This window comes from Mesorhizobium sp. WSM4830, from assembly GCF_055811495.1.
On record NZ_JBVVQI010000007.1, the window covers coordinates 136,725 to 162,575 of the forward strand.

Below are 25,851 nucleotides of genomic sequence, written 5' to 3' on the forward strand. Positions count from 1 at the left end.
GGCCCATTATGTGGTAGAGATAGTACCGCGTCAGCGAGCCGGCAAATGGACCGTGAACGCCGCACCCTTGCCGAGCTCCGACCTGATGGAGAGCCTGGCGTTGTGGCGCGTCAGGATATGCTTGACGATGGACAGGCCAAGGCCGGTGCCCTTTTGGCTCCGGCTGTTCTCGACGTCGACGCGGTAGAACCGCTCGGTGATGCGCGGGATGTGTTCTTCGGGGATGCCGGGGCCGAAATCCCTGATGGTGACGTCGATGCCCGGTTCGGGATCGCTGTCGCTGAGTATGATCGACACCACGACGCGTCCGCCCGACTGACCATATTTGCAGGCGTTTTCCAGCAGGTTTTCGAAGACCTGGAAAAGCTCGTCCCGATCGCCGGGCACGTCGAGCGGCCCTTCCGCGAAATCACGCTCGATGACGACGCCGTTTTCCTTTGCGAGCGGCCCAAGCGAATCGATGACGCTGTCGATGGCCTGGCGCAGGTCGACCTCGGTTCCCGGCTTGAGATAGGGCTTCATCTCCAGGCGCGACAGCGACAGAAGGTCGTCGATGAGGCGCGCCATGCGGCTGGTCTGGTTCTGCATGATCTGCAGGAACTGCTCGCGCGCCTCGGGGTCGTTGCGGGCCGGCCCGCGCAGCGTCTCGATGAAGCCGGCGATCGAGGCGAGAGGCGTGCGCAGCTCGTGGCTGGCATTGGCAATGAAGTCGGCACGCATTCTGTCGATCCGGCGCGCCTCACTCTGGTCCTTGAACACCAGCACGTAGAGATCCGTGGCATGGCCGACTGAAGACGCGCTCACCCGATAGGCTCGTTCGACCGGCAGCTTTTCTATGTAGTCGACGCTGTCCGAAGCGACGTTGCCTGCCAAGATACTATCCAGCAAGGCCTGCATTTCCGGCGCGCGGAATTTCAGCGACAGCGACATACCGGGGGCAATCCCGCCAAAGGCGGCAAAGGCGGCGGCGTTGGCATGGACGATGGCGGCGGAGCGATCGAAAATGATCAACGGATCGGCAACCGCCGCCGCGAGATATTCGCCGGAAAGCCGCTGCAGGCCGCTCGCCTCGATGGCCGCGGCATTTTCGGTCGATTGACGCGCGACGCCGGCCGGCAGCATCGCAGCGGCAACCAGCAACGCGCCTGCCAGCAGCACCACATAGCCGGACATGCCGGCAAAACCATAGACCATCAGAACCGCAACGAGGCCGGCCGCCAGCAGCCAGCGGCTGTTCCACAGCCGCATGGCGACACATTGCGCCCTGCCTTTCCGCTTTGTGCCGATGTCGGCCATTTGCGCTCCGTCTGCGGCCAACTTCAAGAACTTCCTGCTGGACCGGCGCTAGAGCACAGTGCGTTCAATTGGACGCACAAAGGACGCTCTACCACTTTATCTGCTGCATTGTTCTTTCCGAAAATCGATTCCGATTTCCGGGCCGATGCAGTAAGGCTCCCAATAGCATGAGTCCGGAAGCTGGAAAGGTTCGCCTCGATGAAAAACACCAAGGAAAGTCCGGCCATACCTTCATCGGGTCCGCTGAAGATCATCATCGACGGCAAGGAGCGGGAGTTCGACATCGAGGCCCCGACGCTTCCCGACTGGGTCGAGGACCGCAAGCTGACCGCCGGCGGCTATCCCTACGACAAGAAGATGAAAAGCGGGGAGTATGACGAGAAGCTTGAGAAGCTGCAGATCGAGCTGGTCAAGGCGCAGGCGTGGCTGCAGTCGACAGGCAAGCGGGTAATGTCGCTGTTCGAGGGCCGCGACGCCGCCGGCAAGGGCGGCACGATCTTCGTTTTGCGCCAGTATCTGAACCCTCGCACGGCGCGCAACGTGGCGCTGACCAAGCCAACACCCACCGAGCTTGGACAATGGTACTTCCAGCGCTACGTCGACCACTTCCCGACGTCGGGCGAATTCGTCACTTTCGACCGCTCCTGGTATAACCGCGCCGGCGTTGAACCGGTGATGGGATTCTGCACGCCCGAGCAGCACGAGCAATTTCTGGACGAGGTTCCGCATTTCGAGCGGATGATCCGCAACGAGGGCATACATTTCTTCAAATTCTGGCTGAACATCGGCCGGGAAACGCAGCTCGAGCGATTCCATGACCGCCGCTGGAGCCCGCTGAAGAGCTGGAAGTTTTCGCCAATCGACATCGCCGGCATCACCAAATGGGACGAATACACCAAAGCGCGCGACCTGATGGTCGAGCGCACGCACAAGGAGTTCGCGCCCTGGATCATTGTGCGGGCGAACGACAAACGGCGCGCGCGGCTGGCCGTCATGCAGCGCATTCTCCTTTCGCTTCCCTATGACGGCCGCGACCTCGACGTCATCGGCAAGGAGGACAGGAAGATCATCGGCGAAGGGCCGACTTTCCTCGAAAAATAAGCTCACCTCATCGATACGCGGCTCTCATGCCGCCAGCCGGGCAATCCGCTGCAGTCGCTTCAGCGTTGTGTCGTCCTGCAGCGCCTGCTGGAAAAGCGAGATCTCCTGGTCGATGCGGTCGCAGAGCGCGCCGGTGTCGCCCCTAAGCAGGTCGCGCGTCTGCAGCAGCGCCGCGACAGGCTTCTTGGCGAGTTGCCTGGCTCTTGCCAACGTGGCTTCCTCGACGCTGCCGTCCGTCACGATCTCGCCGACAAGGCCCAGTGCCCTGGCATCTTCGGCGGCGAGCGTGTCGCCCAGGCAGAAGAAGCGGAACGCCCCGGCATAGCCGAGCTTCTGCGGCGCCAGAATACTGGTCGCCGCGTCCGGCACCAGGCCGAAATCGACGAACGGCACCCGAAACGTGCTCTTGCTCGAGGCGATCACCATGTCGCAGTGGAACAGGATGGTGCAGCCGACGCCGACGGCGTCGCCGTCGACACAGGCAAGGACCGGTTTCGGGAACGTCGCCAGCGTGCGGAACATATCGGTGACGGCGTCGATCAGTCGCCGATGTTTGGTGGCGTCGAGAAATTCGGAGAAATCGGCACCGAGGCAGAAGCACCCGGCCAGGCCGCGCAGGACCACAACGCGGACGTCGTCGTCGATGGCGGCTTCATGGAATGTCCTGGCCAGGCTTTCGTAGGCCCGCCTGTCCAGCACCGGGCGGCCGTCACCCGACGATACCGTGACGATCAGCCTGTGATTGCGGAATTCTGCTTTTGAGTGAACGTTCATGGCCTCTCTCCAATCTCACGAGGCGCGTCTCTGTCCGAGCATGTCCGGGTATCCTCTGGCCAGCACCGGCGCAAAGTGGTTGCGGCGCGAACGCACCACGTCGAGCGTGTGCTCGTTGAAGGTGAGCAGTGTGGCGACCACCTGCTGGTTGCCATAGGTACGCTGGTAACCGAGCGGTGTTGCCAGGAAATGCAGCTGCAGAGCGCGAAGCACCCACATCGGCTCGAATTCGATGATCACCTGGTTGACGTTGCGCTTCAGGCCCCACTCGACGAAGCCAGCGATCAGCTCCGTGCCCACCGTCGACACGCCGCGCCGACCGTCGCGGAACCCCGGCGCAACCGCATAGCGGGTCAGTTCATAGACATTCGGGCCCGACGGTGGGGTTCCCTCATAAAGGTCCGCCAGCACATCGGTTAGAAGATGTGCCCGGGTCGTCGGCAACATCCGCTGGTAACCGGCGATCTCGCCATTGCGGATGACGATCTGATGCACTGCCTCGTCGTGGTCGAATTGATCGATCTCGAGACCATCGGGGCGCTGCAGATCGGTCCATCCCATCTCTTCGACGAAAATCTTGTAACGCAAACGATGAACTGACTCCCAGAGGTCGGGCCGTTCCATCAATTCCTGGGTCGTGAGGGAAAAAAGCATCTTGCCGTCTCCTGTTTCAATAGGAAGATACGGCCGTGCTTTCCCAAAAAAATTACGCGATCACGCAAGCAAGAATTTCTAGGCCGGCGCGGCCGACCTAGTTAATATAGCCGCGCCTTATCGCTTCCGCGACGGCCTGGACCCGGTTGACGGCACCGAGTTTGCTTTTGGCGTTAAGAAGGTGTTTCTCTGACGTGTGTTCCGAAATGCCGAGAATTTGTGAGATCTCCCATTCGGACTTGCCAACGGCGGCCCATTGCAGGCATTCGCGCTCACGCGGCGTTAATTCGACATGATCGATGGTTTTGCCCGCCATGGTGTGGAGCTGCATTGCGCGGCCAATCGCATAAGTCGAGACCAGCGACACCAGCCCAAACTCGGCGCTCGACAATTCGACAGCCTCGCCGCCAAGTGACACCATGACGATCTGGCCATCGAGCGTGATTAGCGGGAAGGCCAACCCGTCGCGCAGCTTGAATTCGCCGGCATCGCCCATCACCTCGCCGCCGCTCTTGCCGATGCGGATGCCCTGAGACGCTTCCCGCCACTGGAATGGCGCTTGAAGCTGCTTCATGTGACTGACGACGGGGTCGTGATCGACGTAGTTGCGCGCAACGTAGCGCTCAAGCCATTCAGCCGGCCAGTCGCAAAGCAGCACATGGTCCTTTTGCTGGTTTCTCGGCGTGCCAGGTTGCGGAACCGTGCCGGCCATCAGCGCCGTCAGCCCGAACCCGCTTGTTACCCCCAGCAGTTTTTCGCAGACGGCGGCCGCAGTGCCGGCGTGCTGCAACTGATCTATCAGTTCCAGGGTACGATCGAAATGACCCATCGCAACATCTACCCCATGTTGCCTTCCGCTCTTGAGGCCAATGGCAGTGATCAACCCGCACCACGCCATCAACCCCGGACTGCAAAGCTGCTTCCCCTGTGCGTCCTACTGCTCCTCTTCAGCCGGCATCACGCAGTCATTTGCAAACTCACTAAACAATATCCCTAAATCGTCACGATGAAACCAAAAACCGTTGTACCTGTGTTATTTTCGTACAAAAACCTGTGTTATTTCGTACTAAAGTCGGTGCAAGACCGGGCGGAGTCGTCGCGTGGCGTTTCGGCGCATATCCATTTCATTGATCTCGATACTGATCGGAGCGCAATTGCTTGCGGCTGCTGCGCCCGCCGCGGAGCCGCAGGTGCCGGTGTTTTGGGACGCCAAGGAGCGGCTGCCAAAGCCGGACCTTTCGATGCTGCCGCGGCTGCGTTTCCTGACCACCACGGATTTCCCGCCGTTCAATTTCCTCGATGGGGCAGGCCGGCTGTCGGGCTTCCATGTCGACCTGGCGCGCGCCATCTGCGCCGAGCTCGGCATTGCCGAAAAATGCCAGATCCAGGCGCTGCCCTGGGCCGAGCTCGAAGGTGCGCTCGGGAAAGGCGAAGGCGAAGCGATCATCGCCGGCATCGCCGCGACGCCGGAGTCGCGGTCGAAATACGCGTTTTCACGCTCCTACCTGCAATTTCCGGCGCGCTTCATCATGCTGAAGACAAAGGCACTGACCGAACCAATGTTCGACAGGCTGCGCAGCAAGCGTGTCGGCGTGATCGCCGGCTCCGCGCATGAGCGGATACTGCGCGACTATTTCGGCGACGTCCAAATCGTCCCCTTCGCAAAGCCGGAGGAGCTTTATGGCGAGCTGAAAGCCGGCAAGATCGACGCCGCCTTCGGCGACGGCATGCGCTTCGCCTTCTGGCTCGGCGGATCCGATGCGGCGGGCTGCTGCCGCTTTGCCGGCGGCCCCTATCTGGCGCCCGAATATCTCGGCTCAGGCATGGCGATCGCCACCAGGGCCGACGATCCGGCACTGGCCGCCGCTTTCGACTACGCGCTGCAGGAAATTTCGGTGAAAGGAACGTTCGCCGAGTTCTATCTGCGCTATTTTCCGGTCAGCTTTTTCTGAGCTTGGCTGCCGGCTCAGGTCAGCGTGCGAAGGCGGGCCTTGGCGGCTCGCGCAATGGCGGCGACCGTCAGCGCATCGAGGTCGAGTGCCCGGCGGACGAGCTGCAGCACGCGCACCTCCTCCAGGCGCATCTCGAGATCGACGGCTGCGACCTCGAAGGCGGCCGCATAGGCGGTGTCACGCAGGCGTTCGGGCAGCGCCTCGGCGACACGCGCCAGGACGCCCTCCAGCCCGTCCTTTTCCTGCAGCATTTTCTGGCAGGCCTGGGCGACTTCGACCAGCCGCTCCTGGTTGAAATCCTCAAACACCGGCCAGGATCGAACGACGTCGCCGATCCGCGCCAGTTCGACGTCGGTCATGTCGCGGTCTGACGCCGAGGTGATGACCATCAGGTAGATCATGGCTTCGTGTGGCGACAATGGCATTTACAACTCCTTGAGATGGTCCCGAAGTTAGGAACGAGGGACCGGCGCCGCAAGGAAAAACAGCCGCGATCGTTGGCGCTCCGGTCACACCTTGGAACTTGATCCATCCTGACTATCGGGACGGGGGCTCTTAATCTTCTTGCCTGATCACGGTCCTGCCCGGAAACCGGGTTCCACTTTTCGGGATCATGGTCTAGAGCATGCGGCTGCCAGCATGGATGCCGGCAAAGTTGCAGGAATAGCATCATGGCCGAACAACAGCCGATCGATCTCAGCCCGGAAGTCCTCACCGCCGCCGCCGAAAGCAAGGCGTGGCCATTCGAGGAAGCGAAAAAGATCGTCGCCCGTTACGCGAGCAGCGGCTACCCGGAAACGGTGCTGTTTGAGACCGGCTACGGCCCGTCGGGGCTGCCGCATATAGGCACGTTCGGCGAGGTGGCGCGCACGTCTATGGTGCGCCACGCCTTCCGCGTGCTGACCGAAGACAAGGTCAAGACGCGGCTGCTGTGCTTCTCCGACGACATGGACGGATTGCGCAAGGTGCCGGACAATGTGCCTAACAAGGACATGCTGCGCGCCTATCTCGGCAAGCCGCTGACCAGGATACCGGACCCTTTCTCCAATGAGTATCCGTCGTTCGGCGCCGCCAATAACGCACGGCTGCGCGCTTTCCTCGACCGTTTCGGCTTCGATTACGAATTCGCTTCCTCGACCGACTATTACACTTCCGGCCGCTTCGACGCGACGCTGCTCAAGATGCTCGAGCGCTTCGATAAGGTGATGGCAATCATGCTGCCGTCGCTGCGCGAGGAGCGGGCGCTGAGCTATTCGCCCTTCCTGCCGATCCATCCCAAGACCGGCATCGTCATGCAAGTCGCGATCGACGAGCGCAAGCTCGATGCCGGCACCATCGTGTGGCGCGACCCTGACACCGACGAGCGCTTCGAGACGCCGGTGACCGGCGGTCATGCCAAGCTGCAATGGAAGCCCGATTGGGCGATGCGCTGGGCAGCGCTCGGCGTCGATTACGAGATGTCCGGCAAGGATCTGATCGATTCCGTCAAGCTCGCCGGGCAGATTTGCCGCGCGCTCGATGCTCCGGCACCGGAGGGCTTCAATTATGAGCTGTTCCTCGACGAGCATGGCCAGAAGATCTCGAAGTCGAAGGGCAATGGGCTGACCATCGACGAGTGGCTGACTTACGCGCCGACCGAGAGCCTTAGCCTTTATATGTTCCAGCGCCCGCGAACCGCGAAGAAGCTTTATTTCGACGTCATCCCGAAGGCGGTAGACGAATATTACACGTTCCTCTCTGCCTATCAGAGGCAGGACTGGAAGGAGCGGCTGGGCAATCCGGTCTGGCACATGCATGACGGCAATCCCCCGGCAGTCGACCTGCCGGTGCCGTTCTCGCTGCTGCTCAACCTGGTCAGCGCCTCGAATGCCCAAAACAGGAGCGTGCTGTGGGGTTTCATTTCGCGCCACGCGCCGGGTGTGACGCCGACGACGCATCCCGAGCTCGACCGACTGGCCGAATATGCCATCCGCTATTTCGACGATTTCGTGAAGCCGGCCAAAGTGTACCGTGCTGCCGACACGGTCGAGCGCGAGGCGCTGACCAAGCTTTCGGAAGCTCTCGCCGCGCTGCCGGCTGATGCCGACAGCGAGGCGATCCAGAACGCTGCCCTCAATGTTGCGCGCAAGATCGAGCGCTACCAGGATCATTCCAAGCAGAGCCCGGAGGGCGGACCCGGTGTCTCCGTCGCCTTCTTCCAGATGATCTATCAGGTGCTGATAGGTCAGGAACGCGGGCCGCGCTTCGGCTCCTTCGCCGCGCTCTACGGCATCGCCGAAACGCGCGAGCTCATTCAGCGGGCGCTGGCTGGTCAGCTGGCGGCATGAGGACGCCGTCCTGCTCTTCCAGGATCGAGCTCGGCGCTACAGGCGCGGATCGCGACGCAGCCGGAAGCGGCGGCAGGCCTGAAACGCTCGGCGCCGGCCCGAAGACGCCTTTCTTTGCTGCACGCGCCTTCTCGCCGGCTTCTACGTAAGCGCCGCCCTTGGCGGCGCGCGCCCAGCCGTTTTCGACCAGCCATTGGCCGATATCCTGGTTGCCGATCCGGCACTCGGCGGCGATCAGATCACGGCCGCCTTCGGGCGGCACGGCACAGACCACCGCACGACTACGCAGAAAGGCGCGGAAGGCCGTTCGCGCCTGGATGCCGCAATTCCAGGATTTGCCGCCGTCGGTGCAAGTCTCCTCCTGCTTGACGATGTCGATACCGGAAACTGCAATCGAATAGCCCTTTGCCTCGATGAGCCCGGCGGCCGGCGCAACAGGCTGGAACAGTTTCGTGCCTTTCCAGTCGTCGGGCATTTTCGTTTTTGGCGGCTTGGGCGGTCCGGCCAATGCCAGATCGCTCAACGGGGCGCGCGGCTCTATCCGTTCAAGCTCGTTGGAACCGAGCTGCGGCGGCACCACAATTTCTGGATCGATTGCCCTCGAATGCGCCGCCTGCTTGGCCGGCTCTGATTTGGGGATAGCCGACGTAGCCGGCGCGACGGGCTGCGGTTCAGCGCTGACCTGGATTTGCTTCCAGGGGCCGCCGCTTTCGCTCTGGACGGCGCGGCCGCCGGCGACAATTGCCGTGGCCATCGCGGGGATCGCCAGAACAGCCAAGGCAAGGTGAGGCAGACGCACCGGCCCCGCGCCTACTGGCTTGCCCAGACAATCCGCGCCACCCATTCGACATCGCGCATGGGGATGTCGCGGTCCGGGTGATCGGGATTGAGGGAGACCAGCGCGATCGACCTCGGTGTCTGGCGGTCGAGCACCTTGGCCATCACCTCGCCGGCATTGGTCTTGACGACGACGCGATCGCCCTTTCGTATGGCAGCCCCCGGCTCGACGATCAGGACATCGCCATTGCGATAGAGCGGCAGCATGGAATCGCCCTGGACCTTCAAGGCATAGGAGGTTTCGGTTGCCCTCGCCGGAAGCTCGATCAGGTCCCATCCCTGCCCCGCCGGAAACCCAGCGTCGTCGAAGAAGCCACCGGCGCCCGCCTGGGCGAAGCCGAGCAGCGGCACCGACGATCTCTGCACGGGCAGTGCGCCGGAATTACCCCGACCCTCGACCAGCCCCGCAAATTCATCCAGCGAGGCGCCGGTCGCCTCGATGATCTTGGCCAGCGATTCGGTCGACGGCCAACGCGGCCGCCCATCCGAGGACAGCCGCTTCGATTTGTTGAAGGCGGTCGAGTCGAGGCCAGCGCGCCTGGCCAGTCCGGAGGCCGAAAGCGAATAACGCTCGGCAAGAGCGTCGATGGCGGCCCAAACGCGGTCGTGCGAGAGCACCTTGCTCTCCTTCGAAACAGGAAAAAATACCTTCCCTGTTCTACCCCTCGGCCGCCATCTTGTCCACCGCCGAAGACGGCGTCACGCTGCCTCCTTGGCCTCGTCCCTGGTATAGGGATCGAAGCGCTCGTAGAAGGTCTCGCCCTTCTCGGCCATATCGAGCAGCAGCTTCGGCGCCCTGAACTCGGTGCCGTATTTCTTCTGCAGGCGCTTGGAGAGTTTCACGAATTTCTTCGCGCCGATGCCGTCGATGTAGGACAGTGCACCGCCTGTATAGGGCGCGAAGCCGAAGGCCAGGATCGAGCCGACATCGGCCTCGCGTGGGTCGGTAACGATGCCCTCTTCCATCACCCGTACCGCCTCAAGCGCGATGGTGACCAGCAGCCGCTGCTTCAGTTCCTCATAATCGACCTGCTCCGGCGCCAGCTGCGGGTAGAGATCCCTGAGGCCTGGCCACAGCTTCTTCTTGGCCGGTTTTGCCGGATAGTCATAGAAGCCCTTGCCGTTCTTGCGGCCCAAGCGACCATGCGTGTCGACCATCGTGTTGACCAGCGCCATCTGCTTCGGATCGACCGCCTTGTCGCCGAGGTCGCGCATGGTCTGCTTCATGATCTTCTGGGCAAGGTCGATCGCCGTCTCGTCGGTCAACGCCAAAGGGCCGACCGGCATGCCGGCGGCCTTGGCCGCGTTCTCGATCATTGGCGCCGGAACACCTTCGATCAGCATCTTGTAGGCTTCCGACATGTAGCGCAGCACGCAGCGATTGACATAGAAACCGCGCGTATCGTTGACGACGATCGGCGTCTTCTTGACGGCGCGGACAAAGTCGATCGCGGTGGCCAGCGCCTTGTCGCCGGTCTTCTTGCCGAGGATGATCTCGACCAGCATCATCTTGTCGACCGGCGAGAAGAAGTGGATGCCGATGAAATTCTTCGGCCGCGCCGAATTCCTGGCCAGCGATGTAATCGGTATGGTCGACGTATTCGAGGCGAAGATCGCCGACGGTTTGAGTACAGCCTCGGCCTGTTCGGTGGCACCCTTCTTTACGGCCGAATCTTCGAATACCGCCTCGACCACAAGATCGCAGCCGGCGAGATCCGCATAGTCGGCCGTCGGCGTGATTAGCGACAGCAACTGATCCTTGTCCTGCGGCTTGGCACGGCCCTTCTTCACCTGATCCGAGATCAGGTTGTCGGAATGCGCCTTGCCCTTGGCGGCGGACTCCATGTCGCGGTCGAGCAGCACCACCGGAATGCCCGCCTTGGCCGTCACATAGGCTATACCGGCGCCCATGAAGCCGGCGCCGAGTACGCCGATCTTCTTGAACTTCGTTTCCGGTACTCCGGCCGGGCGGCGCGCGCCCTTGTTCAGTTCCTGCAGCGACACGAACAGCGAACGGATCATCGCCGCCGCTTCCCTGGTCTGCATGATCTCGGTGAAGTAGCGTTGCTCGATCCGCAAGGCGGTGTCGAATGGCACCAGCAAGCCCTCGTAGACGCATTTCAGGATGGCGGCAGCGGCGGGATAATTGCCATAGGTCTCGCGGCGCAGGATGGCGATGGCCGGCGGCCACAGATTGGCACCGGCCATCGAATAGATCGGAGCGCCGGGCAGCTTGAAGCCTTTTTCGTCCCAGGGCGCCACCGGCTTCAAGCCGTTCCTGATCATCGCCTTGGCGGTTTCGACCAGTTTGTCCGGCTCGGCAATCTCATGGATCAGGCCCATCGACTTGGCCTTCTGAGGCGACAGCGTCTGGCCGGACGTCAGCATTTGCAGCGCCTGCTGCTGATCGGTCAGCCGTGGCACGCGCTGGGTGCCGCCGGCGCCCGGAAAAATGCCGATCTTCACTTCGGGAAGCGCCATCCTCACGTTGTCGGAATCGGCCGCGACACGGCCATGGCAGGCGAGCGACAATTCGAACGCGCCACCCATGCAGGTGCCGTTGATCGCCGAAACCCACGGCTTGCCCGAGGTTTCCAGGTTACGGAACAGGCCATTCATGGTGCCCGCATTGTCGAACAACGCCTTGGTCGCCTTCTCCGGGTCCTTCGCCTTGTCGGCGGCGAAGGCCGCCAGCATCTTCTGCAGCATGGTGATGTCGGCGCCGCCCGAGAACGTATCCTTGCCGGAGGTGATGACCGCGCCCTTTATCGCTGCATCGCTCGCCACATTGTCGACGATGGCGTTCAGTTCGAGCATCACCTCCTCGGTGAAGACGTTCATCGAACGGTCCGGCATGTCCCAGGTGACCAGCGCAATGCCATCGGCGTCGATGTCGAGGGTGAAATTGGTGTAGCTCATCATCTCTCTCCGTCAGACGCGTTCGATGATCGTTGCAGTGCCCATGCCGGCGCCGATGCAAAGCGTCACCAGCGCGGTGTTGAGGTCGCGGCGTTCCAATTCGTCCAGCACCGTACCGAAGATCATCGCACCGGTGGCGCCGAGCGGATGGCCCATGGCTATGGCACCACCATTGACGTTGATCCGGTCATGCGGAATGTCGAAAGCCTGCATGTAGCGCAGCACCACCGAAGCGAAGGCCTCGTTGAGCTCGAACAGGTCGATGTCCGACAGCTTCATCTTCGCCCGCTTCAACAGCTTCTCGGTGACGTCGACGGGGCCGGTCAGCATCAGCACCGGTTCGGAGCCGATGTTGGCGAACGCACGGATGCGCGCGCGCGGCTTGAGGCCGAGCGTCTTTCCCGCCTTTTTCGAGCCGAGCAGCACGGCCGCCGCGCCGTCGACGATGCCGGAGGAATTGCCGGCATGGTGGACGTGGTTGATCTCTTCCACCTCGGGATGCTTCTGCACGGCGACGGCATCGAAGCCGCCCATTTCGCCGGGCATGACAAAGGACGGATTGAGCGCGGCCAGCGACTGCATGTCGGTCGAAGGCCGCATGTGTTCGTCGTGGTCGAGGATGGTCAGGCCGTTCTGGTCCTTGACCGAGATCACCGAATTCTTGAACCGGCCCTCGCCCCACGCCTTGGCAGCACGCTTCTGGCTCTCGACCGCATAGGCATCGACGTCGTCGCGCGAAAACCCGTATTTGGTGGCGATCAGATCGGCCGAGATGCCTTGCGGCACGAACCAGCCGGGCAGGCCGACCGACGGGTCCATGAACCAGGCACCGCCGGAGGCGCCCATGCCGACGCGCGACATCGATTCGACGCCACCGGCAATCACGATCTCGTCGGCGCCTTGCGCGATTTTGGCGGCGCCGAAATTGATAGCGTCGAGGCCCGAGGCGCAGAAGCGCGATATCTGCATGCCAGGCGCCTTGGTGTCGTAGCCGGCCTCGAAAGCAGCGGCACGTGGAATGACCGCACCCGCCTCGCCAACCGGATCGACACAACCGAAGATGATGTCGTCAACAGCGGCGGTGTTCAGTCCGTTGCGGTCGCGGATGGCCTCGAGCACCTTGGCGCCGAGCCGCACCGCCGGCACTTCGTGCAGCGAGCCATCCTTCTTGCCTCTGCCGCGCGGCGTGCGTACGGCGTCATAGACATAAGCTTCGGCCATTTTCCTGCTCCTTGGGTTTGCTGAAACTCGCTCAGAGCGAGCGCCCGATCAGCAATTTCATGATCTCGTTGGTGCCGCCGTAGATGCGCTGGACGCGGGCGTCGCGAAACATCCGCGCAATCGGATATTCATTCATGTAGCCATAGCCGCCATGCAATTGAAGGCATTCGTCAACGACTTTTCCCTGCAGGTCTGACAGCCAGTATTTGGCCATAGACGCCGTCACCGGGTCGAGGCCACCGTTAATGTGGCGGGCAACGCAGTCATTATAGAAGACGCGGCCGATGGTCGCCTCGGTCTTCAATTCGGCAAGCTTGAACTGGGTGTTCTGGAATTCGATGATGGCCTTGCCGAAGGCCTTGCGCTCCTTGACGTAGTCGATGGTAAGCGCCAGAGCCCGCTCGACCATGGCGATAGCAGTGGTGCCGATCTGCAGCCGCTCCTGCGGCAATTGTTGCATCAACTGGACGAAGCCCTGGCCTTCGTCGTCGCCGAGCAGGTTCGAGGTCGGCACACGTACGTCGTTGAAGAACAGTTCCGACGTGTCGTTGGCCTTGAGGCCGATCTTGTCGAGGTTACGGCCGCGCTCGAAACCCTCCACCTCGTCGGTCTCGACGACGATCAGCGAGATGCCCTTGGCGCCCTTCTCAGGATCGGTCTTGGTAACGACGATGATGAAATTGGCGAGCTGGCCGTTGGTGATAAAGGTCTTCGAGCCGTTGAGCTTGTACCGGTTGCCGTCCTTTTCGGCGCGCGTCCTGACGCCTTGAAGGTCGGACCCCGCACCCGGCTCGGTCATGGCGATGGCGCCGATCAGCTCGCCGGTCGCCAGCCTCGGCAGCCACTTCTTCTTCTGCTCCTCCGAGCCGTAATGGAGGATGTAGGGGGCGACGATCGAATTGTGCAGGCCAATGCCGAACCCGTCGACGCCGACATGGCCGATCGCCTCGATGATGGCGCTCTCATGCGCGAAGGTGCCGCCCGATCCGCCATATTCCTCCGGCATAGAAGCGCAGAGCAGGCCGGCAGCACCCGCCTTCAGCCAGCTTTCGCGGTCGACCATCTCGTTCTTCTCGAACTCGTCGTAACGCGGCGCGATCTCTTCCGACATGAAGCGGTGCGCCATGTCGTAAAGCATGCCGACTTCGTCCGCCGCCCAGGCGGGCTTCGGAAGGCCAAGGATTTCGGCGGGGTGGGTCATGTCTTCTCCCTCGCGCCGACGTTCCCCTCCCCCTCGAGGGGAGGGTGGCCGCGAAGCGGCCAGGTGGGGTCGCCGATGACGTGCTCGACCTTATCTTTTACAACCTGCGCCATGTCCCACGGCATTGCGATCGTTTTCCTCCCAAGGCATGCACCAGAATGGAGGTCGGCGCACTGCACGCAGGACCCCTCCCGGCCCTTCGGGCCACCCTCCCCTCAAGGAGGAGGGGAACGCCGAACCTAGAACGCTTCCGCCGGCAGTGCCATCAATGTATCGGCACCGCTGGAGATGCGGGCAAGATGCGCCGACGTCTCCGGCATGATCCGCTCTATGAAGAAGCGCGCCGTCACCAGCTTGTTGTCGTAGAAAGACGAAGCGCCGTCGGCGCCATCAGCCAATTTCGCTGCGGCCACCTTGGCCATCCGGGCCCACATATAGCCCAGCGCCACCAGGCCGAAGAGATGCATGTAGTCGGTCGAGGCGGCACCGGCATTGTCGGGCTTGGCCATGCCGTTCTGCACCAGCCACATCGTCGCCGCCTCCAGATCGTTGAGGCCCCTCTTCAGCGCCTTGGTGAAGGGCGCCATCTTCTCGTCGGTGCGGTTCTCCTCGCAGAACTCGCCGACTTCCCTAAAGAAGGCCTGCACCGCGCGACCACCATTCAAGGCCAGCTTGCGGCCGACGAGGTCGAGCGCCTGGATGCCGTTGGCACCCTCATAGATCATGGCGATGCGCGCATCGCGGACGAACTGGCTCATGCCGTGCTCTTCTATGTAGCCGTGGCCGCCGAAGACCTGCTGCGCCATTACCGCATGATCGAACCCCTTGTCGGTGAGCACGCCCTTGACCACCGGCGTCATCAGGCCGGTATAGTCGTCTGCGACCTGGCGATCTTTGTCGTCACCGGAGCGGTGAGCGATGTCGGACTTGATCGCCGTCCACAGTGCCAGCGCGCGGCCGGCCTCGTTGAACGCCTTCATGGTCATCAGGCTGCGGCGGATGTCCGCATGGACGATGATCGGATCGGCCTTCCTGTCCGGCGCCTTCGGTCCTGACAGCGAGCGGCCCTGCAGACGATCCTTGGCGTAGGAAACCGCATTCTGATAGGCGACCTCCGATAGCGAGAGCCCCTGCAGGCCGACGCCAAGCCGCGCCTCATTCATCATGGTGAACATTGCTTTCAGCCCGCCATTGGCCTCGCCGAGCAGCGTGCCTTCAGCGTCGTCGTAATTCATCACGCAGGTCGAGTTGCCATGGATACCCATCTTCTCCTCGACCGAGCCACAGGAGACGGTGTTCTTCTCGCCCGGATTGCCTGAGGCATCGAGCTTGAGCTTCGGCACTATGAACAGCGAGATGCCCTTCACGCCATCCGGCGCGCCCTCGATACGGGCCAGCACGAGGTGGACGATATTGTCCGACATGTCATGCTCGCCGGCCGAGATGAAGATCTTCTGGCCGGAGATCCTGTAGGTGCCGTCGCCATTTGGGACGGCCTTGGTGCGCAGCAGGCCAAGATCGGTTCCGCAGTGCGGCTCGGTCAGGTTCATGGTGCCGGTCCAGGCGCCCTCGACCAGCTTCGGCAACCATGTTGCCTTCTGCTCTTTGGTGCCATGGGTGATGATCGCAGCGATCGCGCCTTGCGTCAGGCCGGCATACATCATCAGCGACATATTGGCCGACACCATATATTCGGCGACCGCGGTGTGCACCGCGTAGGGCAAGCCTTGCCCGCCAAACTCGACAGGTGCGGCGAGCCCCATCCAGCCGCCTTCGCGATACTGGTCGAAAGCTTCCTTGAAGCCTTTCGGCGTCGTTACCGAACCGTCGTCATGGCGCACGCAGCCTTCCACATCGCCGACACGGTTCAGCGGTTGCATAACGTTTTCGGCGAGCTTCGCGCCCTCGGCAAGGATGGCCTCGAGCACATCCGGCGTCGCGTCGGAAAATCCGGGAAGATTGGAATAGCGCTGATATCCCAGCACTTCGTTCAGCACGAACAGCGTGTCCCGGACCGGCGCTCTGTAGATCGGCATGCGTTTCCTCCACCATGCGGTCTTGGCCCCGAACTCAGCCCCAGCATATGAGGATGGCAGACGGACCAACGTTACGGCCGAGATAACAAATATTGACGTTTGCGTAAACGTCAATTCTGCGGTGCGGCAAATTTTCTCCCGCGCGCCAAGGCGGCAAACGGCGAAGGACGGTAAACGACGAAGAACCGCGCAGCGAAAGCCACGCGGTTCTCATTCGCCGGAAATCTAAAGCTTAGTTTAGCTCGCCACGCTGGCCTGCGGCGTCGAGCGCTCGACCAGCATTTGCCGGACGGTCGTCATCGAAGCACTCAGTTCGCTGATGGCATCGTCGATCAGCGCCCGCTGCTTCTGCAGACGGGCAAGCTGCTTCTCCGACTTGTCGAGCGCCAGCCGCAACTGCTTGGTGTTGGAGCCGTTCGGATCATAGAGGTCCATCATCTGCTTGACGTCACGCAGCGAGAACCCGACCTTGCGGCCAAGCAGGATCAGCTTCAGCCGGGCCCTGTCGCGGCGTGTATAGAGACGGGTCGATCCGTCGCGCTGCGGGTTGAGCAGACCCTTGTCCTCATAGAAACGCAGCGTACGCAGCGTCACTCCGTATTTCTTGGCCATTTCGCCGATGCGGACAAGCTCTTCACCGGCTTCGCTCGACATATCGTTGGTGTTGGCCGCGGCCTGGCCGGGCGAAATAAGTTTCATGGTCACTGGCTTTCCCCGTCTGGTGGCGTCGCGGTCGCGGACCTTGCGTCGCCTGAGTGAAAGCGGGGGCGTGCTTCCACTCGTGGTTTCAACAAACAAATCGCAAACGGCGTAATCCGCTCATTTACGTTTACGTCAATTCTATATCGATAGCCGCCTCACCACGCAAGAGCGTTCTAGTCTTGCAACTTTATGCCGCAGCACCAGCGGATAGCCCAAAAATCGCGGTCGACTTCGGAAAGAACCCTGCGGCAGATCAAAATTCTACAGCGTCCTTTCTGCGTCCAAAGGGACACGCGACGCCGTCGGCAGTCAGGCGACAAAGTTGCAACTTCTTAAGCTTGGTTAACGCGTTGTTTACCACGTTGGGGCGAAATGTGCGCATGTCGGTTGCCCGTGTCTATCCTGTATTGAATTTTTCACGGTTTTTCGGAGCGCGGATGAGACCCGGGAAGCTCGTCTTCCACTGCAACAAGCCAAGCAGTCGCCTTCGTCCCGGCTGGACTTTGGGAACCTGGTGAAAGCCAGCAATTCTGAAACGGGCGCATTGATGAACAGCAAGCGGTCCTACCTCGATACACTCAACGCCGGCAGGCAACGCCGGCCGCACACGACGCTTGAAGAGCTCAACCGCTCCCTGGAAACGCTGGAGCAGCGACTGGAGCGGACGCGCGAGGAAACGGCAAGCCACCCCGATCCGCGCCGACCAGCGGCAGAACCGCGCTATCCCAGCGCCCAGCCCTATGGCCAGCAGCGCCGGTATGAGGATCCACGCGCGCAGCGGCCGAAAGGCCCAGCAGCGGCTTTCGACCAGAATTACCAGGCGATCGCCCGCGATATAGACCGGGTGCGCGGCCAGGAGGACGGCGTCGCCCTAGCTGGCAAGATCGCCGGGGAATTGCGCGGCCTGCGCGAAGAGTTGCGCCAGCAGATGACCTCCGGCCTGCAACGCGAGTTCGAGGTACTGCGCAAGAATATTGAGCGAGCCTTCCAGTCAAATGGCGGCGGCAAAGGCAGCGCCGAACTCAACGTCGAATTCGAGCGGCTTTCCGGCGCCATCCAGACGCTGGCCGAAAAAAGCGACGACAGAAGCGTCAATATGCTGCGGCTCGAGCTTGAGCAGGTCAAGGCCGCGCTCGATACGCTGGCGCGCGAGGAGAGCGTGCAGGCGGTCGGACGCCGCTGGGACGATTTCGACCGCCGCTGGAACGCCTTCGAGGACCGCGTCGAGGCCGATCAGCGCAAGCGTTCCGATGCACCCGGCCTGTCGGCGCTGACGGAGCGGCTCGAACAGATCAGCAATGCCGTCAGCAATCTGCCGGAGTCGCTGTCGCTGCGCTCGCTCGAGGAAAAGGTCCGCACGCTTGCGGGAGCGGTCGACCATTTCGCCCGCCAGCAGGACAATCGCGGCGGCGACACATTCAGTCAGATCGACGAGCGGCTCGACGAGATTTCCCGCGCGATCGTCGCCTCGACGGTTGCCGCGCAAGCCAATTCGTTCGACCCCGAGCCCTTCGAACGCATCGAGAAGCGGATCGATTCACTGGCCCAACAAATCGAAGAAGTGTCGCAGGATCGTCCGGGCCGGGAGGTCGTCGATCGTCTCAACACATTGTCGAGCCGCGTGGATGAGCTGGCCGGCCGAGCCAATCTGCCGGAACAGGCGATGGAGCGCCTTGCCAGGCAAGTCGCGCTTATTGCCGACAAGATCGACCACGCACCTGCCATGCCCGACGCGGACTACATCTTCCAGGGGCTCGAGCAGCGCTTCGACGTGCTGTCCAGCATGATGGAACGTCGCCAGGGCGACGCCATCGAACAAGGCAACATGCTGTTTCGCGACCTTGAGCGCCGGTTGGACGAGGTCGCCGACAGGCTGGACCAGCGCATGCCGCAGGTCGACAGCGCCGGCATCATGGATGCCATCGATGCCCGCTTCACCGCGCTGGCCAAGCGGATGGAGACGCGCGTTCCGGATCCTGCCAACGAGGCGGCGATCCGTGGCCTGGAGACCCGGCTCGAAGACATCTCAAGCCGGCTGGATTCGTCCGCGGCACAGGTCGCCAGCATCGACCCGGCGTTGATCCGCAGCCTTGAAGCGCAGGTCGCCGGCCTGACGGCGCATCTTTCCAGGCCCGGCACGCCGCTGCCGGAATTCGACGACATCAGCCCGCGTCTCAACGAAATCGAGAAGTCGCTGGCCGGAACCCGCGATTCCATCCTCGGCGCGGCACGCGAGGCGGCTGAGAGCGCCGTCCGCTCGCTGGCCGGATCAAGCGCGAACACGGCGGCCGTTACCGGCCTCGCCCAGGACCTGAAGACGCTCGAGGCACTGACGCGCCGTTCGGATGAGCGCAATTCGAGGACGTTCGAGGCTATCCACGATACGCTGCTCAAGATCGTTGACAGGCTTGGTTCACTGGAGACCGGCGAACCGGCAAGCGCGGAATTGAGCAAGCGCTTCGGCCGGGCATCCAAGATCTCGGTGCAGGACGCACCGTCGATGGACCTCGACCAGCCGCTGCCGTTGACGGGCAGCATGGCCGATCTCGACGGCCGCGCCGCGGCGCTCGCGCGCGACGAGCCAGGTCCGCGTACGCCGGCTGAGGCCGCCGCAGCAGCAGCCCTGGCGGCTCTCGGTTCAGACACGACGCGTGAAAAAACCGAGCAAGGCGGCGGCAGGAAATCGATGTTAGGCGGGCTGGCGCGCGCCTTGAAGGGCAAGAAGGAGGCCGAGATGCCGCCGCTTGCAGGCTCGGCGCCGAGCGCCGAGATACCGAGCGTCGATCTCGACGAGCCCCTCGACCCCAAGCTCGCCAACCGGCCACTGGAACCGGGCTCCGGCGCACCCGACCTCAGCGCCATCATGAAGCGCGTGCGCGACGAGCGCGGGCAGCCGGCCCGGGAAGGCGGCGCCGAGGCGGCGAAATCGGACTTCATCGCGGCAGCCAGACGGGCTGCGCAAGCGGCGGCCGCCGAGGCGGACGCCCTCAAGCGCCAGTCGACGATGAAAGGCCCGGTCAAGGCACTCAGGATCGGCGACCTGCTCAAGGCGCGGCGCAAGCCGATCCTGATGGGGGCAATCGCCATCATGCTGGCGCTTGCCGGCCTGCAACTGGGCAAAGCCTTTTTCTCCGACCCGGTCGAAGTCGCCAACGATGAGGCGGTACCCGCCGTGGCCGTACAGCCGGTGGAAACCGCATTGGCCAGCGTTGCCAGCCAGCCGAAGGCGGACGCGCAGACGACAACACAGGAGAGCGCGCCCTCGCCCACCGTCAGGCAGGCAGAGCCATCCGCATCAATGACCAAGGACGACACGGCGGCGCAAACCGGCCCCGCCACACCGGCAACCGAGGCATCGACGGCGCCCTCGGCTTCCGCGGTGTCCGCTGATCTGGCGGCGCCAGACACCACGGCCGCAGTGCCCGCGCCGGCAGCGACGACGGTCAGCGACGCCGAGCCAATGGCTGCCGCGCCTGCTACCACCACCGCTGCTGCGCAGGACACGACCGGCACGGTGCCGCTAGCGGATGCTGTCGCGGCAGGCGTTGCCAAGATCGACGTTCCGGCCGATGCCGGTCCGGCCGCCCTGCGCGATGCAGCGGCCGGCGGCGACGCCAAGGCGCTGTTCGAGATCGGCTCGCGCTACGCCGAGTCGCGCGGCGTCAAGGAAGACATGGCGGCGGCGGCCAAATGGTATGAGAAAGCTGCCGAACTCGGTTTCGCACCGGCAGAATACCGCATCGGCAATTTCTACGAGAAGGGCATCGGCGTCGCACGCGACATCAAGAAAGCGAAGACCTGGTACCAGCTTGCCGCAGAGCAGGGCAATGCCAGCGCCATGCACAATCTGGCCGTGCTGTTTGCGATGGCGGCGGATGGGGTGACCGACAATGAAGCGGCCGCGCGCTGGTTCCAGGCGGCGGCGGATCTCGGTGTCAAGGACAGCCAGTTCAATCTCGGCATTCTCGCGGCAAAGGGCGTCGGCATGAAGCAGAACCTCGAGGAGAGCTACAAATGGTTCGCGCTCGTCGCCAAGACCGGCGACAAGGATGCGGCGGCCAAGCGCGACGAGATCGCCAAGGCACTGAGGCCCGAGCAGCTGGAGCGTGCGCGGGCCGCGGCTGAACTGTGGAAGGCCAAGCCGCTCGATCCAGCTGCCAATTCGGCCGACATTCCTGAATCGTGGCAGGACGGCACACCACAGACAACCGCCGGCATCGATATGAAGAAAGCGGTCCAGAACATCCAGCGCATTCTCAACAAGAACGGCTACGAGGCCGGCAATCCCGACGGCATGATGGGCCAGAAAACCAAGAACGCGATCATGGCCTTCCAGGCCGACAACGATATGAAGGCAACCGGCGCGATCGACGAAAAGCTGGTCAAGGCGCTGCTCGCGCGTAAATAACGGCAGATGCGTCGTTTCCGCGACGCCCTTGCCACAGATTTGCCTGTTAACTGATTGAGTTGTTTTTTGTTTCGGCGGCGCGGCGAAGTTTGACTTGACCGCCCGGCCGGCGCAAGAACGAAATAGTCTTTTGGCGCAAGATGCCCGCAACGGTTGCATTCGCCAGGAGGCAAACTGATCGAGACTGACGGGTGGGCATCTATCTCCCGATCGCGGAAATTTCCGTCAACATCTTCGTACTGCTGGCCATGGGTGCGGCGGTAGGTTTCCTGTCGGGCATGTTCGGCGTGGGCGGCGGCTTTCTCATTACGCCGCTGCTGATCTTCTACAACATACCGCCGGCAATCGCGGTCGCCACCGGCGCCAACCAGGTCATCGCTTCCTCCTTCTCCGGCGCCCTGTCGCACATGAAGCGCGGCACGCTCGACTTCAAGCTCGGCGGCGTGCTTTTAGCCGGCGGCATCGTCGGCTCGACCGGTGGTATCTATGTCTTTGCGCTCCTGCGCCGGCTCGGCCAGCTCGACCTGTTCATCTCGCTGCTCTACGTCGTGCTGCTCGGCACCGTCGGCGGACTGATGCTGGTCGAGAGTGTCAATGCACTGCGCGCCACTCGCAGCGGCGCCGCACCGGTATTGAAGAAATCCGGCCAGCACAACTGGATCCATCGTTTGCCGCTAAAGATGCGGTTCAGGGCCTCGAAGCTCTTCGTCAGCGTCATTCCGGTGCTTGGGCTAGGCGCGGCGATCGGCTTCCTGTCCTCGATCATGGGCGTCGGCGGCGGCTTCATCATGGTGCCGGCCCTGATCTACCTTTTGAAAGTGCCGACCAACGTCGTCATCGGCACCTCGCTGTTTCAGATCATCTTCACCTCGGCCTACACCACGCTGGTCCACGCCACCACCAATCAGACGGTCGACGTCATGCTCGCCTTCCTGTTGATGGCAGGCGGCGTCGCCGGCGCGCAATATGGCGCCAAGGCTGGTCAGAGGCTGCGGGGCGAGCAACTCAGGGCGCTGCTGGCGCTGCTGGTGCTGGCGGTAGCCATCCGGCTTGCCATCGATCTTTTCGTCACGCCGCCCAATCTCTATTCGCTGTCCGGCGTGGGCCTGAGCTGATGGCTGGCTTGAGGACGCTCGCGGCCGCCGCCTTGCTGTCGCTGCTGGCCATTGCGCCACCGGCGAAGGCGCAGACGCCATTAACCGAAAACATCCAGATCGGCCTTTCCACCGACAATGTCTCGATTACCGCCGGCTTTTCCGGCGCCGACCTGACCATCTTCGGCTCGCTGGAAAATGCGGATCCGCTTGTCGCGCGGCAAGGGCGCTACGACGTGATCGTCGTGCTGGAAGGCCCGGCCCGACCGGTCGTCGTGCGCCGCAAGGACCGGGTGCTCGGCGTCTGGGTCAATCTGGAGTCGGAGACCTTCAAAAACGTACCCGTCTCCTATTCGGTGGCGACGACGCGGCCGCTGCAGGACGTCACCGATCCGAACAGCTACAAGCAGCTGTCGCTTGGCGCCTCCAATCTCTATTTGCAGCCGGCCGACGCCGAGGACAGTCCGGCGACGATCGAGGAGTTCACCGCCGCGCTGCGCGAACGCAAGGCGGCGACAGGCCTCTACAGCGAGAATGTCGGCGGCGTGCAGTTCCTGTCGCAGAACCTATTCCGCGCCACCGTCAGGCTCGCCCCAAACGTTCCGGTCGGCACCCACAAGGCCCGCGCCTTCCTGTTCAAGAGCGGCCTGTTCATCAAGGAAAGCTCCGCCCAGCTCGAAATCCGCAAGTCCGGTTTCGAACAGTCGATCTTCCGTGTCGCGCACGACTATTCCTTCCTCTACGGTGTCTTTGCCGTTTCGCTGGCCATGCTGACCGGCTGGCTCGGAAGACTGGTCTTCAGGAAAGACTGAACTCGTAAAAGTGGTTTCCCTTTCCGAGGGTATGGGTTAGACCGCGACCCCCGGCCCGACCGGACACGAGCTGCTGCTCCCCAAATCAGAAATACAGGAACGCACGATGCGACCAGCATTTGCCGGGATCGACTTCGGCACTTCAAATTCCACCGTGAGCGTGGTCAGGAACGGGCAGCCGCGGCTGGTGGCGTTGGAAGACGGCCAGGTCACGCTGCCCAGTGCGGTGTTTTTCAATTTCGAGGACAACCGCACCTATTTCGGGCGACGCGCCATCGCCAACTATACGGACAGTATCGAAGGCCGCCTGATGCGCTCGCTGAAGAGCGTGCTCGGCAGCTCGCTCGCTCACGAAAAGACGCGCGTCAAGGCGCGCTCGATCGGCTTCATGGAAATTGTCGGCCTATTTGTCGGCCACTTGAAAAAGAAGCTCGAAGAAAACGCCTTCGACACCGTCGAAAGCGTCGTGCTCGGACGGCCGGTGCAGTTCGTCGACGACGACGCCGGGGCCGACGCCGAGGCCGAGCACGAACTCGAAAACGCCGCTCGCGCCCAAGGCTTCAAGCACATCGCCTTCCAATTCGAGCCGATCGCAGCGGCACTCGATTACGAACAGAAGGTGACGCGCGAGGAACTGGCGCTGATCGTGGACATGGGCGGCGGCACGTCCGATTTCTCGATCGTGCGGGTTTCGCCCGAGCGCGCCCGCTCGCTCGACCGCAAAGACGACATCCTGGCCAGCCGTGGCATCCACATCGGCGGCACCGATTTCGACCGGTTGCTGAGCATCGCCCATGTGATGCCTCAGCTCGGCTATCTGACGCCGACCAAGGACGGCAAGCGCAATCTGCCGGCGAGCTACTTCATCGACCTGGCGACATGGCAGCGCATCAACCTGGTCTACACGGCAAGGGCGATGACGCATCTGCGCCAGATCCGCTACGAGGCGGAGCGCGCAGACCTGGTCGAGCGCTTCATCCACATCGTCGAGCATCGTTACGGCCACGCGTTGGCGGCGCTGGTCGAAAGGGCCAAGATCGAGCTGACGGACCGATCGTCGGCCAATATCGAGGTCGCGCTACCGGAGGTGAGATTCATGGCAGAGATCACGCGCGAAGGTCTCGAAGCCACTATCGCTCGGGATATTGAGCGCGTTGCAGCTACCGTCGAGCAGACCGTCTGCGACGCGCAGGTGAAGCCCTCCGACATCACGGCGGTGTTCCTGACCGGCGGATCGACTGCGATCCCGCTGGCCAGGCAGCAGATCCTGGCTCTGGTGCCGCAGGCGTCGGTAATCGAAGGCGATGTGTTCGGCTCGGTCGGGCTTGGGCTGGCGCTCGACGCGCAGCGGAAGTTCCGCTGATCGGCTTAAAGCGGCGCGGCTCTCTCGGCTTTGCCGCCGAGATGCGCCTTGAGCGCCATCTGGGCCAGGCTTGGCTGCCGGTCGCGATGCGTGATCATGGCAAATTCGCGTTTCGGCAGATCGATCGGCACGGAACGCAGGCTGCCTTCGGCGACCGCGCGCGCGACGACGAGTTCCGAAATGATGCTGGCGCCGGCGCCGGCCTCGACTGCCTGGCGAATCGCCTCATTGCTCGGCAATACCAGGAATATCTGCAGGTCCGCGAACGAAATCCCGTCGCGTCGGGCAAGGTCCTCCAGCGCCTCGCGCGTGCCCGACCCGCCTTCGCGAATGATCCAGCGAAGCCCGCCAAGGTCGGGATGTCCAGGCGAAACTTCCGCGATCTCTGGGTGCGAGCGCGCCACGACCAGCATCATGCGATCGATATCGACCTTGGCACGCCGCAAAATGTCGGATTCGGTGCGCCCCTCGACCAGGCCAAAATCGGCTGCGCCATCAAGTACATTGGTCTCGACCTGCCTGGTGTTGCCAATGTTCACGCTCAGCCTGACGGCAGGATAGGCTTCGTGGAAAGAGGCAAGCCGGCGCGGCAGCCAATAGCTGGCGATGGTCTGGCTGGCAGCGATCGAGAGACTGCCTGATATCGTCTGCGAGACATGCTCCAGCACATTGTGGGCGGCCGCAGCCCGCTCGAGGACCGCCTTGGCCTCGGGCAAGAATCGGCGTCCGGTCTCGGCGAGCTCGATATTGCGGCCCACTCGGTTGAACAACTGGACGCCGTGCTGCTGTTCGAGCGAGCGGATGGCGGCGGACGCGGCCGACTGTGAAATGCCTAACAAGTCGGCCGCTTTGGTCATGTGCGCCCGTTCGGCGACGGCGACGAAGATCCGCAATTGGTCCAGAGTCATGCCGGCATTAAGAAGCAAATCCGATTAGAATTACAAGAGCAAGTTGTTAGACAGATTGATTGCTTTGTTCTAAATTTTCGCTCGAAATTGGAAAAAAGTCGCGCCAGAACAGTCGAGGGTAGAAATTTGGTGAGGCTGTTCAAATCCGTGTTCACGCACTGGTCCCGCAGTCTGCGGTGGCGGCTCGTCGGTGAACGCTATCGTCCGGAACAGCATTACATGCGCGGGCCAGGCCCGAAGACGAGA

At 62.6% G+C, this 25,851-nt stretch carries 20 protein-coding genes; 7 read left to right on the forward strand and 13 right to left on the reverse strand.

What is annotated here, in order from left to right; all coding sequences use genetic code 11:
* Positions 1-30: 30 nt before the first annotated feature.
* Positions 31-1,296 carry a sensor histidine kinase gene (locus tag AC0L2Y_RS12000; protein ID WP_473556294.1) on the reverse strand — a complete coding sequence of 422 codons (1,266 nt, stop codon included), beginning with the start codon at positions 1,294-1,296 and terminating at the stop codon, positions 31-33.
* A 198-nt stretch (positions 1,297-1,494) separates the two neighbouring features.
* Here AC0L2Y_RS12000 and ppk2 point away from each other — a divergent pair, with 198 nt between their 5' ends.
* Positions 1,495-2,397, forward strand: coding sequence for a polyphosphate kinase 2 (ppk2, locus tag AC0L2Y_RS12005; protein ID WP_473556295.1), 903 nt, complete (start codon positions 1,495-1,497; stop codon positions 2,395-2,397).
* Positions 2,398-2,421: 24 nt separating this feature from the next.
* Here ppk2 and AC0L2Y_RS12010 read toward each other — a convergent pair whose 3' ends face one another.
* The 3 genes from AC0L2Y_RS12010 to AC0L2Y_RS12020 form a co-directional block, all read right to left on the reverse strand.
* Positions 2,422-3,171 carry an enoyl-CoA hydratase-related protein gene (locus tag AC0L2Y_RS12010; protein ID WP_473556298.1) on the reverse strand — a complete coding sequence of 250 codons (750 nt, stop codon included), beginning with the start codon at positions 3,169-3,171 and terminating at the stop codon, positions 2,422-2,424.
* Between the two features lie 15 nt (positions 3,172-3,186).
* Positions 3,187-3,825, reverse strand: a complete 639-nt coding sequence (locus AC0L2Y_RS12015; RefSeq protein WP_473556300.1) for an acyl-homoserine-lactone synthase — start codon at positions 3,823-3,825, stop codon at positions 3,187-3,189.
* 97 nt (positions 3,826-3,922) lie between these two features.
* The gene (locus AC0L2Y_RS12020) at positions 3,923-4,654 is read right to left on the reverse strand and encodes a helix-turn-helix transcriptional regulator (RefSeq protein ID WP_023677341.1); all 732 of its coding nucleotides are present in this window, start codon (positions 4,652-4,654) and stop codon (positions 3,923-3,925) included.
* A gap of 271 nt (positions 4,655-4,925) precedes the next feature.
* On the opposite strand from AC0L2Y_RS12020, the gene AC0L2Y_RS12025 reads away from it, so the two are divergent.
* Entirely contained in the window at positions 4,926-5,777 is an 852-nt protein-coding gene (locus tag AC0L2Y_RS12025; RefSeq protein WP_473556302.1) for a transporter substrate-binding domain-containing protein, read from the forward strand.
* A 14-nt stretch (positions 5,778-5,791) separates the two neighbouring features.
* Here the strand turns inward: AC0L2Y_RS12025 and AC0L2Y_RS12030 are convergent, their stop codons facing one another.
* Positions 5,792-6,202, reverse strand: coding sequence for a tellurite resistance TerB family protein (locus tag AC0L2Y_RS12030; RefSeq protein ID WP_473556305.1), 411 nt, complete (start codon positions 6,200-6,202; stop codon positions 5,792-5,794).
* 246 nt (positions 6,203-6,448) lie between these two features.
* On the opposite strand from AC0L2Y_RS12030, the gene AC0L2Y_RS12035 reads away from it, so the two are divergent.
* Positions 6,449-8,104: a lysine--tRNA ligase gene (locus tag AC0L2Y_RS12035; RefSeq protein ID WP_473556307.1), complete on the forward strand. Its 1,656-nt coding sequence runs from the start codon at positions 6,449-6,451 to the stop codon at positions 8,102-8,104.
* On the opposite strand, the gene AC0L2Y_RS12040 is transcribed toward AC0L2Y_RS12035, so the two are convergent.
* The 7 genes from AC0L2Y_RS12040 to AC0L2Y_RS12070 form a co-directional block, all read right to left on the reverse strand.
* The gene (locus AC0L2Y_RS12040) at positions 8,067-8,903 is read right to left on the reverse strand and encodes a thermonuclease family protein (protein ID WP_473556310.1); all 837 of its coding nucleotides are present in this window, start codon (positions 8,901-8,903) and stop codon (positions 8,067-8,069) included. The two genes, AC0L2Y_RS12035 and AC0L2Y_RS12040, sit on opposite strands and share 38 nt — an antisense overlap.
* Before the next feature lie 11 nt (positions 8,904-8,914).
* Positions 8,915-9,559, reverse strand: a complete 645-nt coding sequence (locus tag AC0L2Y_RS12045) for a S24 family peptidase (RefSeq protein ID WP_352488213.1) — start codon at positions 9,557-9,559, stop codon at positions 8,915-8,917.
* Positions 9,560-9,640: 81 nt separating this feature from the next.
* Entirely contained in the window at positions 9,641-11,860 is a 2,220-nt protein-coding gene (locus tag AC0L2Y_RS12050; protein ID WP_473556312.1) for a 3-hydroxyacyl-CoA dehydrogenase NAD-binding domain-containing protein, read from the reverse strand.
* Positions 11,861-11,872: 12 nt separating this feature from the next.
* On the reverse strand, positions 11,873-13,081 hold the full coding sequence (locus tag AC0L2Y_RS12055; RefSeq protein WP_473556314.1) for an acetyl-CoA C-acetyltransferase: 1,209 nt from the start codon (positions 13,079-13,081) through the stop codon (positions 11,873-11,875).
* Positions 13,082-13,112: 31 nt separating this feature from the next.
* On the reverse strand, positions 13,113-14,282 hold the full coding sequence (locus AC0L2Y_RS12060; protein ID WP_473556316.1) for an acyl-CoA dehydrogenase family protein: 1,170 nt from the start codon (positions 14,280-14,282) through the stop codon (positions 13,113-13,115).
* A 239-nt stretch (positions 14,283-14,521) separates the two neighbouring features.
* A complete protein-coding gene (locus AC0L2Y_RS12065; RefSeq protein WP_473556318.1) occupies positions 14,522-16,318 on the reverse strand; it encodes an acyl-CoA dehydrogenase in 1,797 nt (598 codons plus the stop codon).
* Between the two features lie 237 nt (positions 16,319-16,555).
* Positions 16,556-17,017, reverse strand: coding sequence for a MerR family transcriptional regulator (locus tag AC0L2Y_RS12070; protein ID WP_352488568.1), 462 nt, complete (start codon positions 17,015-17,017; stop codon positions 16,556-16,558).
* A gap of 550 nt (positions 17,018-17,567) precedes the next feature.
* Here AC0L2Y_RS12070 and AC0L2Y_RS12075 point away from each other — a divergent pair.
* The 4 genes from AC0L2Y_RS12075 to AC0L2Y_RS12090 all read left to right on the forward strand — a co-directional run bounded on the left by AC0L2Y_RS12075 (position 17,568) and on the right by AC0L2Y_RS12090 (position 24,697).
* Positions 17,568-21,428 (forward strand): peptidoglycan-binding protein, encoded by a 3,861-nt coding sequence (locus AC0L2Y_RS12075; RefSeq protein WP_473556320.1) that lies wholly within the window; start codon positions 17,568-17,570, stop codon positions 21,426-21,428.
* Positions 21,429-21,619: 191 nt separating this feature from the next.
* Entirely contained in the window at positions 21,620-22,543 is a 924-nt protein-coding gene (locus AC0L2Y_RS12080; RefSeq protein WP_023676949.1) for a sulfite exporter TauE/SafE family protein, read from the forward strand.
* Positions 22,543-23,334: a TIGR02186 family protein gene (locus AC0L2Y_RS12085; protein WP_352464879.1), complete on the forward strand. Its 792-nt coding sequence runs from the start codon at positions 22,543-22,545 to the stop codon at positions 23,332-23,334. The genes AC0L2Y_RS12080 and AC0L2Y_RS12085 overlap by 1 nt, the downstream gene beginning before the upstream one ends.
* A gap of 106 nt (positions 23,335-23,440) precedes the next feature.
* Entirely contained in the window at positions 23,441-24,697 is a 1,257-nt protein-coding gene (locus AC0L2Y_RS12090) for an Hsp70 family protein (RefSeq protein ID WP_473556323.1), read from the forward strand.
* Positions 24,698-24,702: 5 nt separating this feature from the next.
* Here AC0L2Y_RS12090 and AC0L2Y_RS12095 read toward each other — a convergent pair whose 3' ends face one another.
* Positions 24,703-25,605, reverse strand: a complete 903-nt coding sequence (locus tag AC0L2Y_RS12095) for a LysR substrate-binding domain-containing protein (protein WP_473556324.1) — start codon at positions 25,603-25,605, stop codon at positions 24,703-24,705.
* Positions 25,606-25,851: the final 246 nt, after the last annotated feature.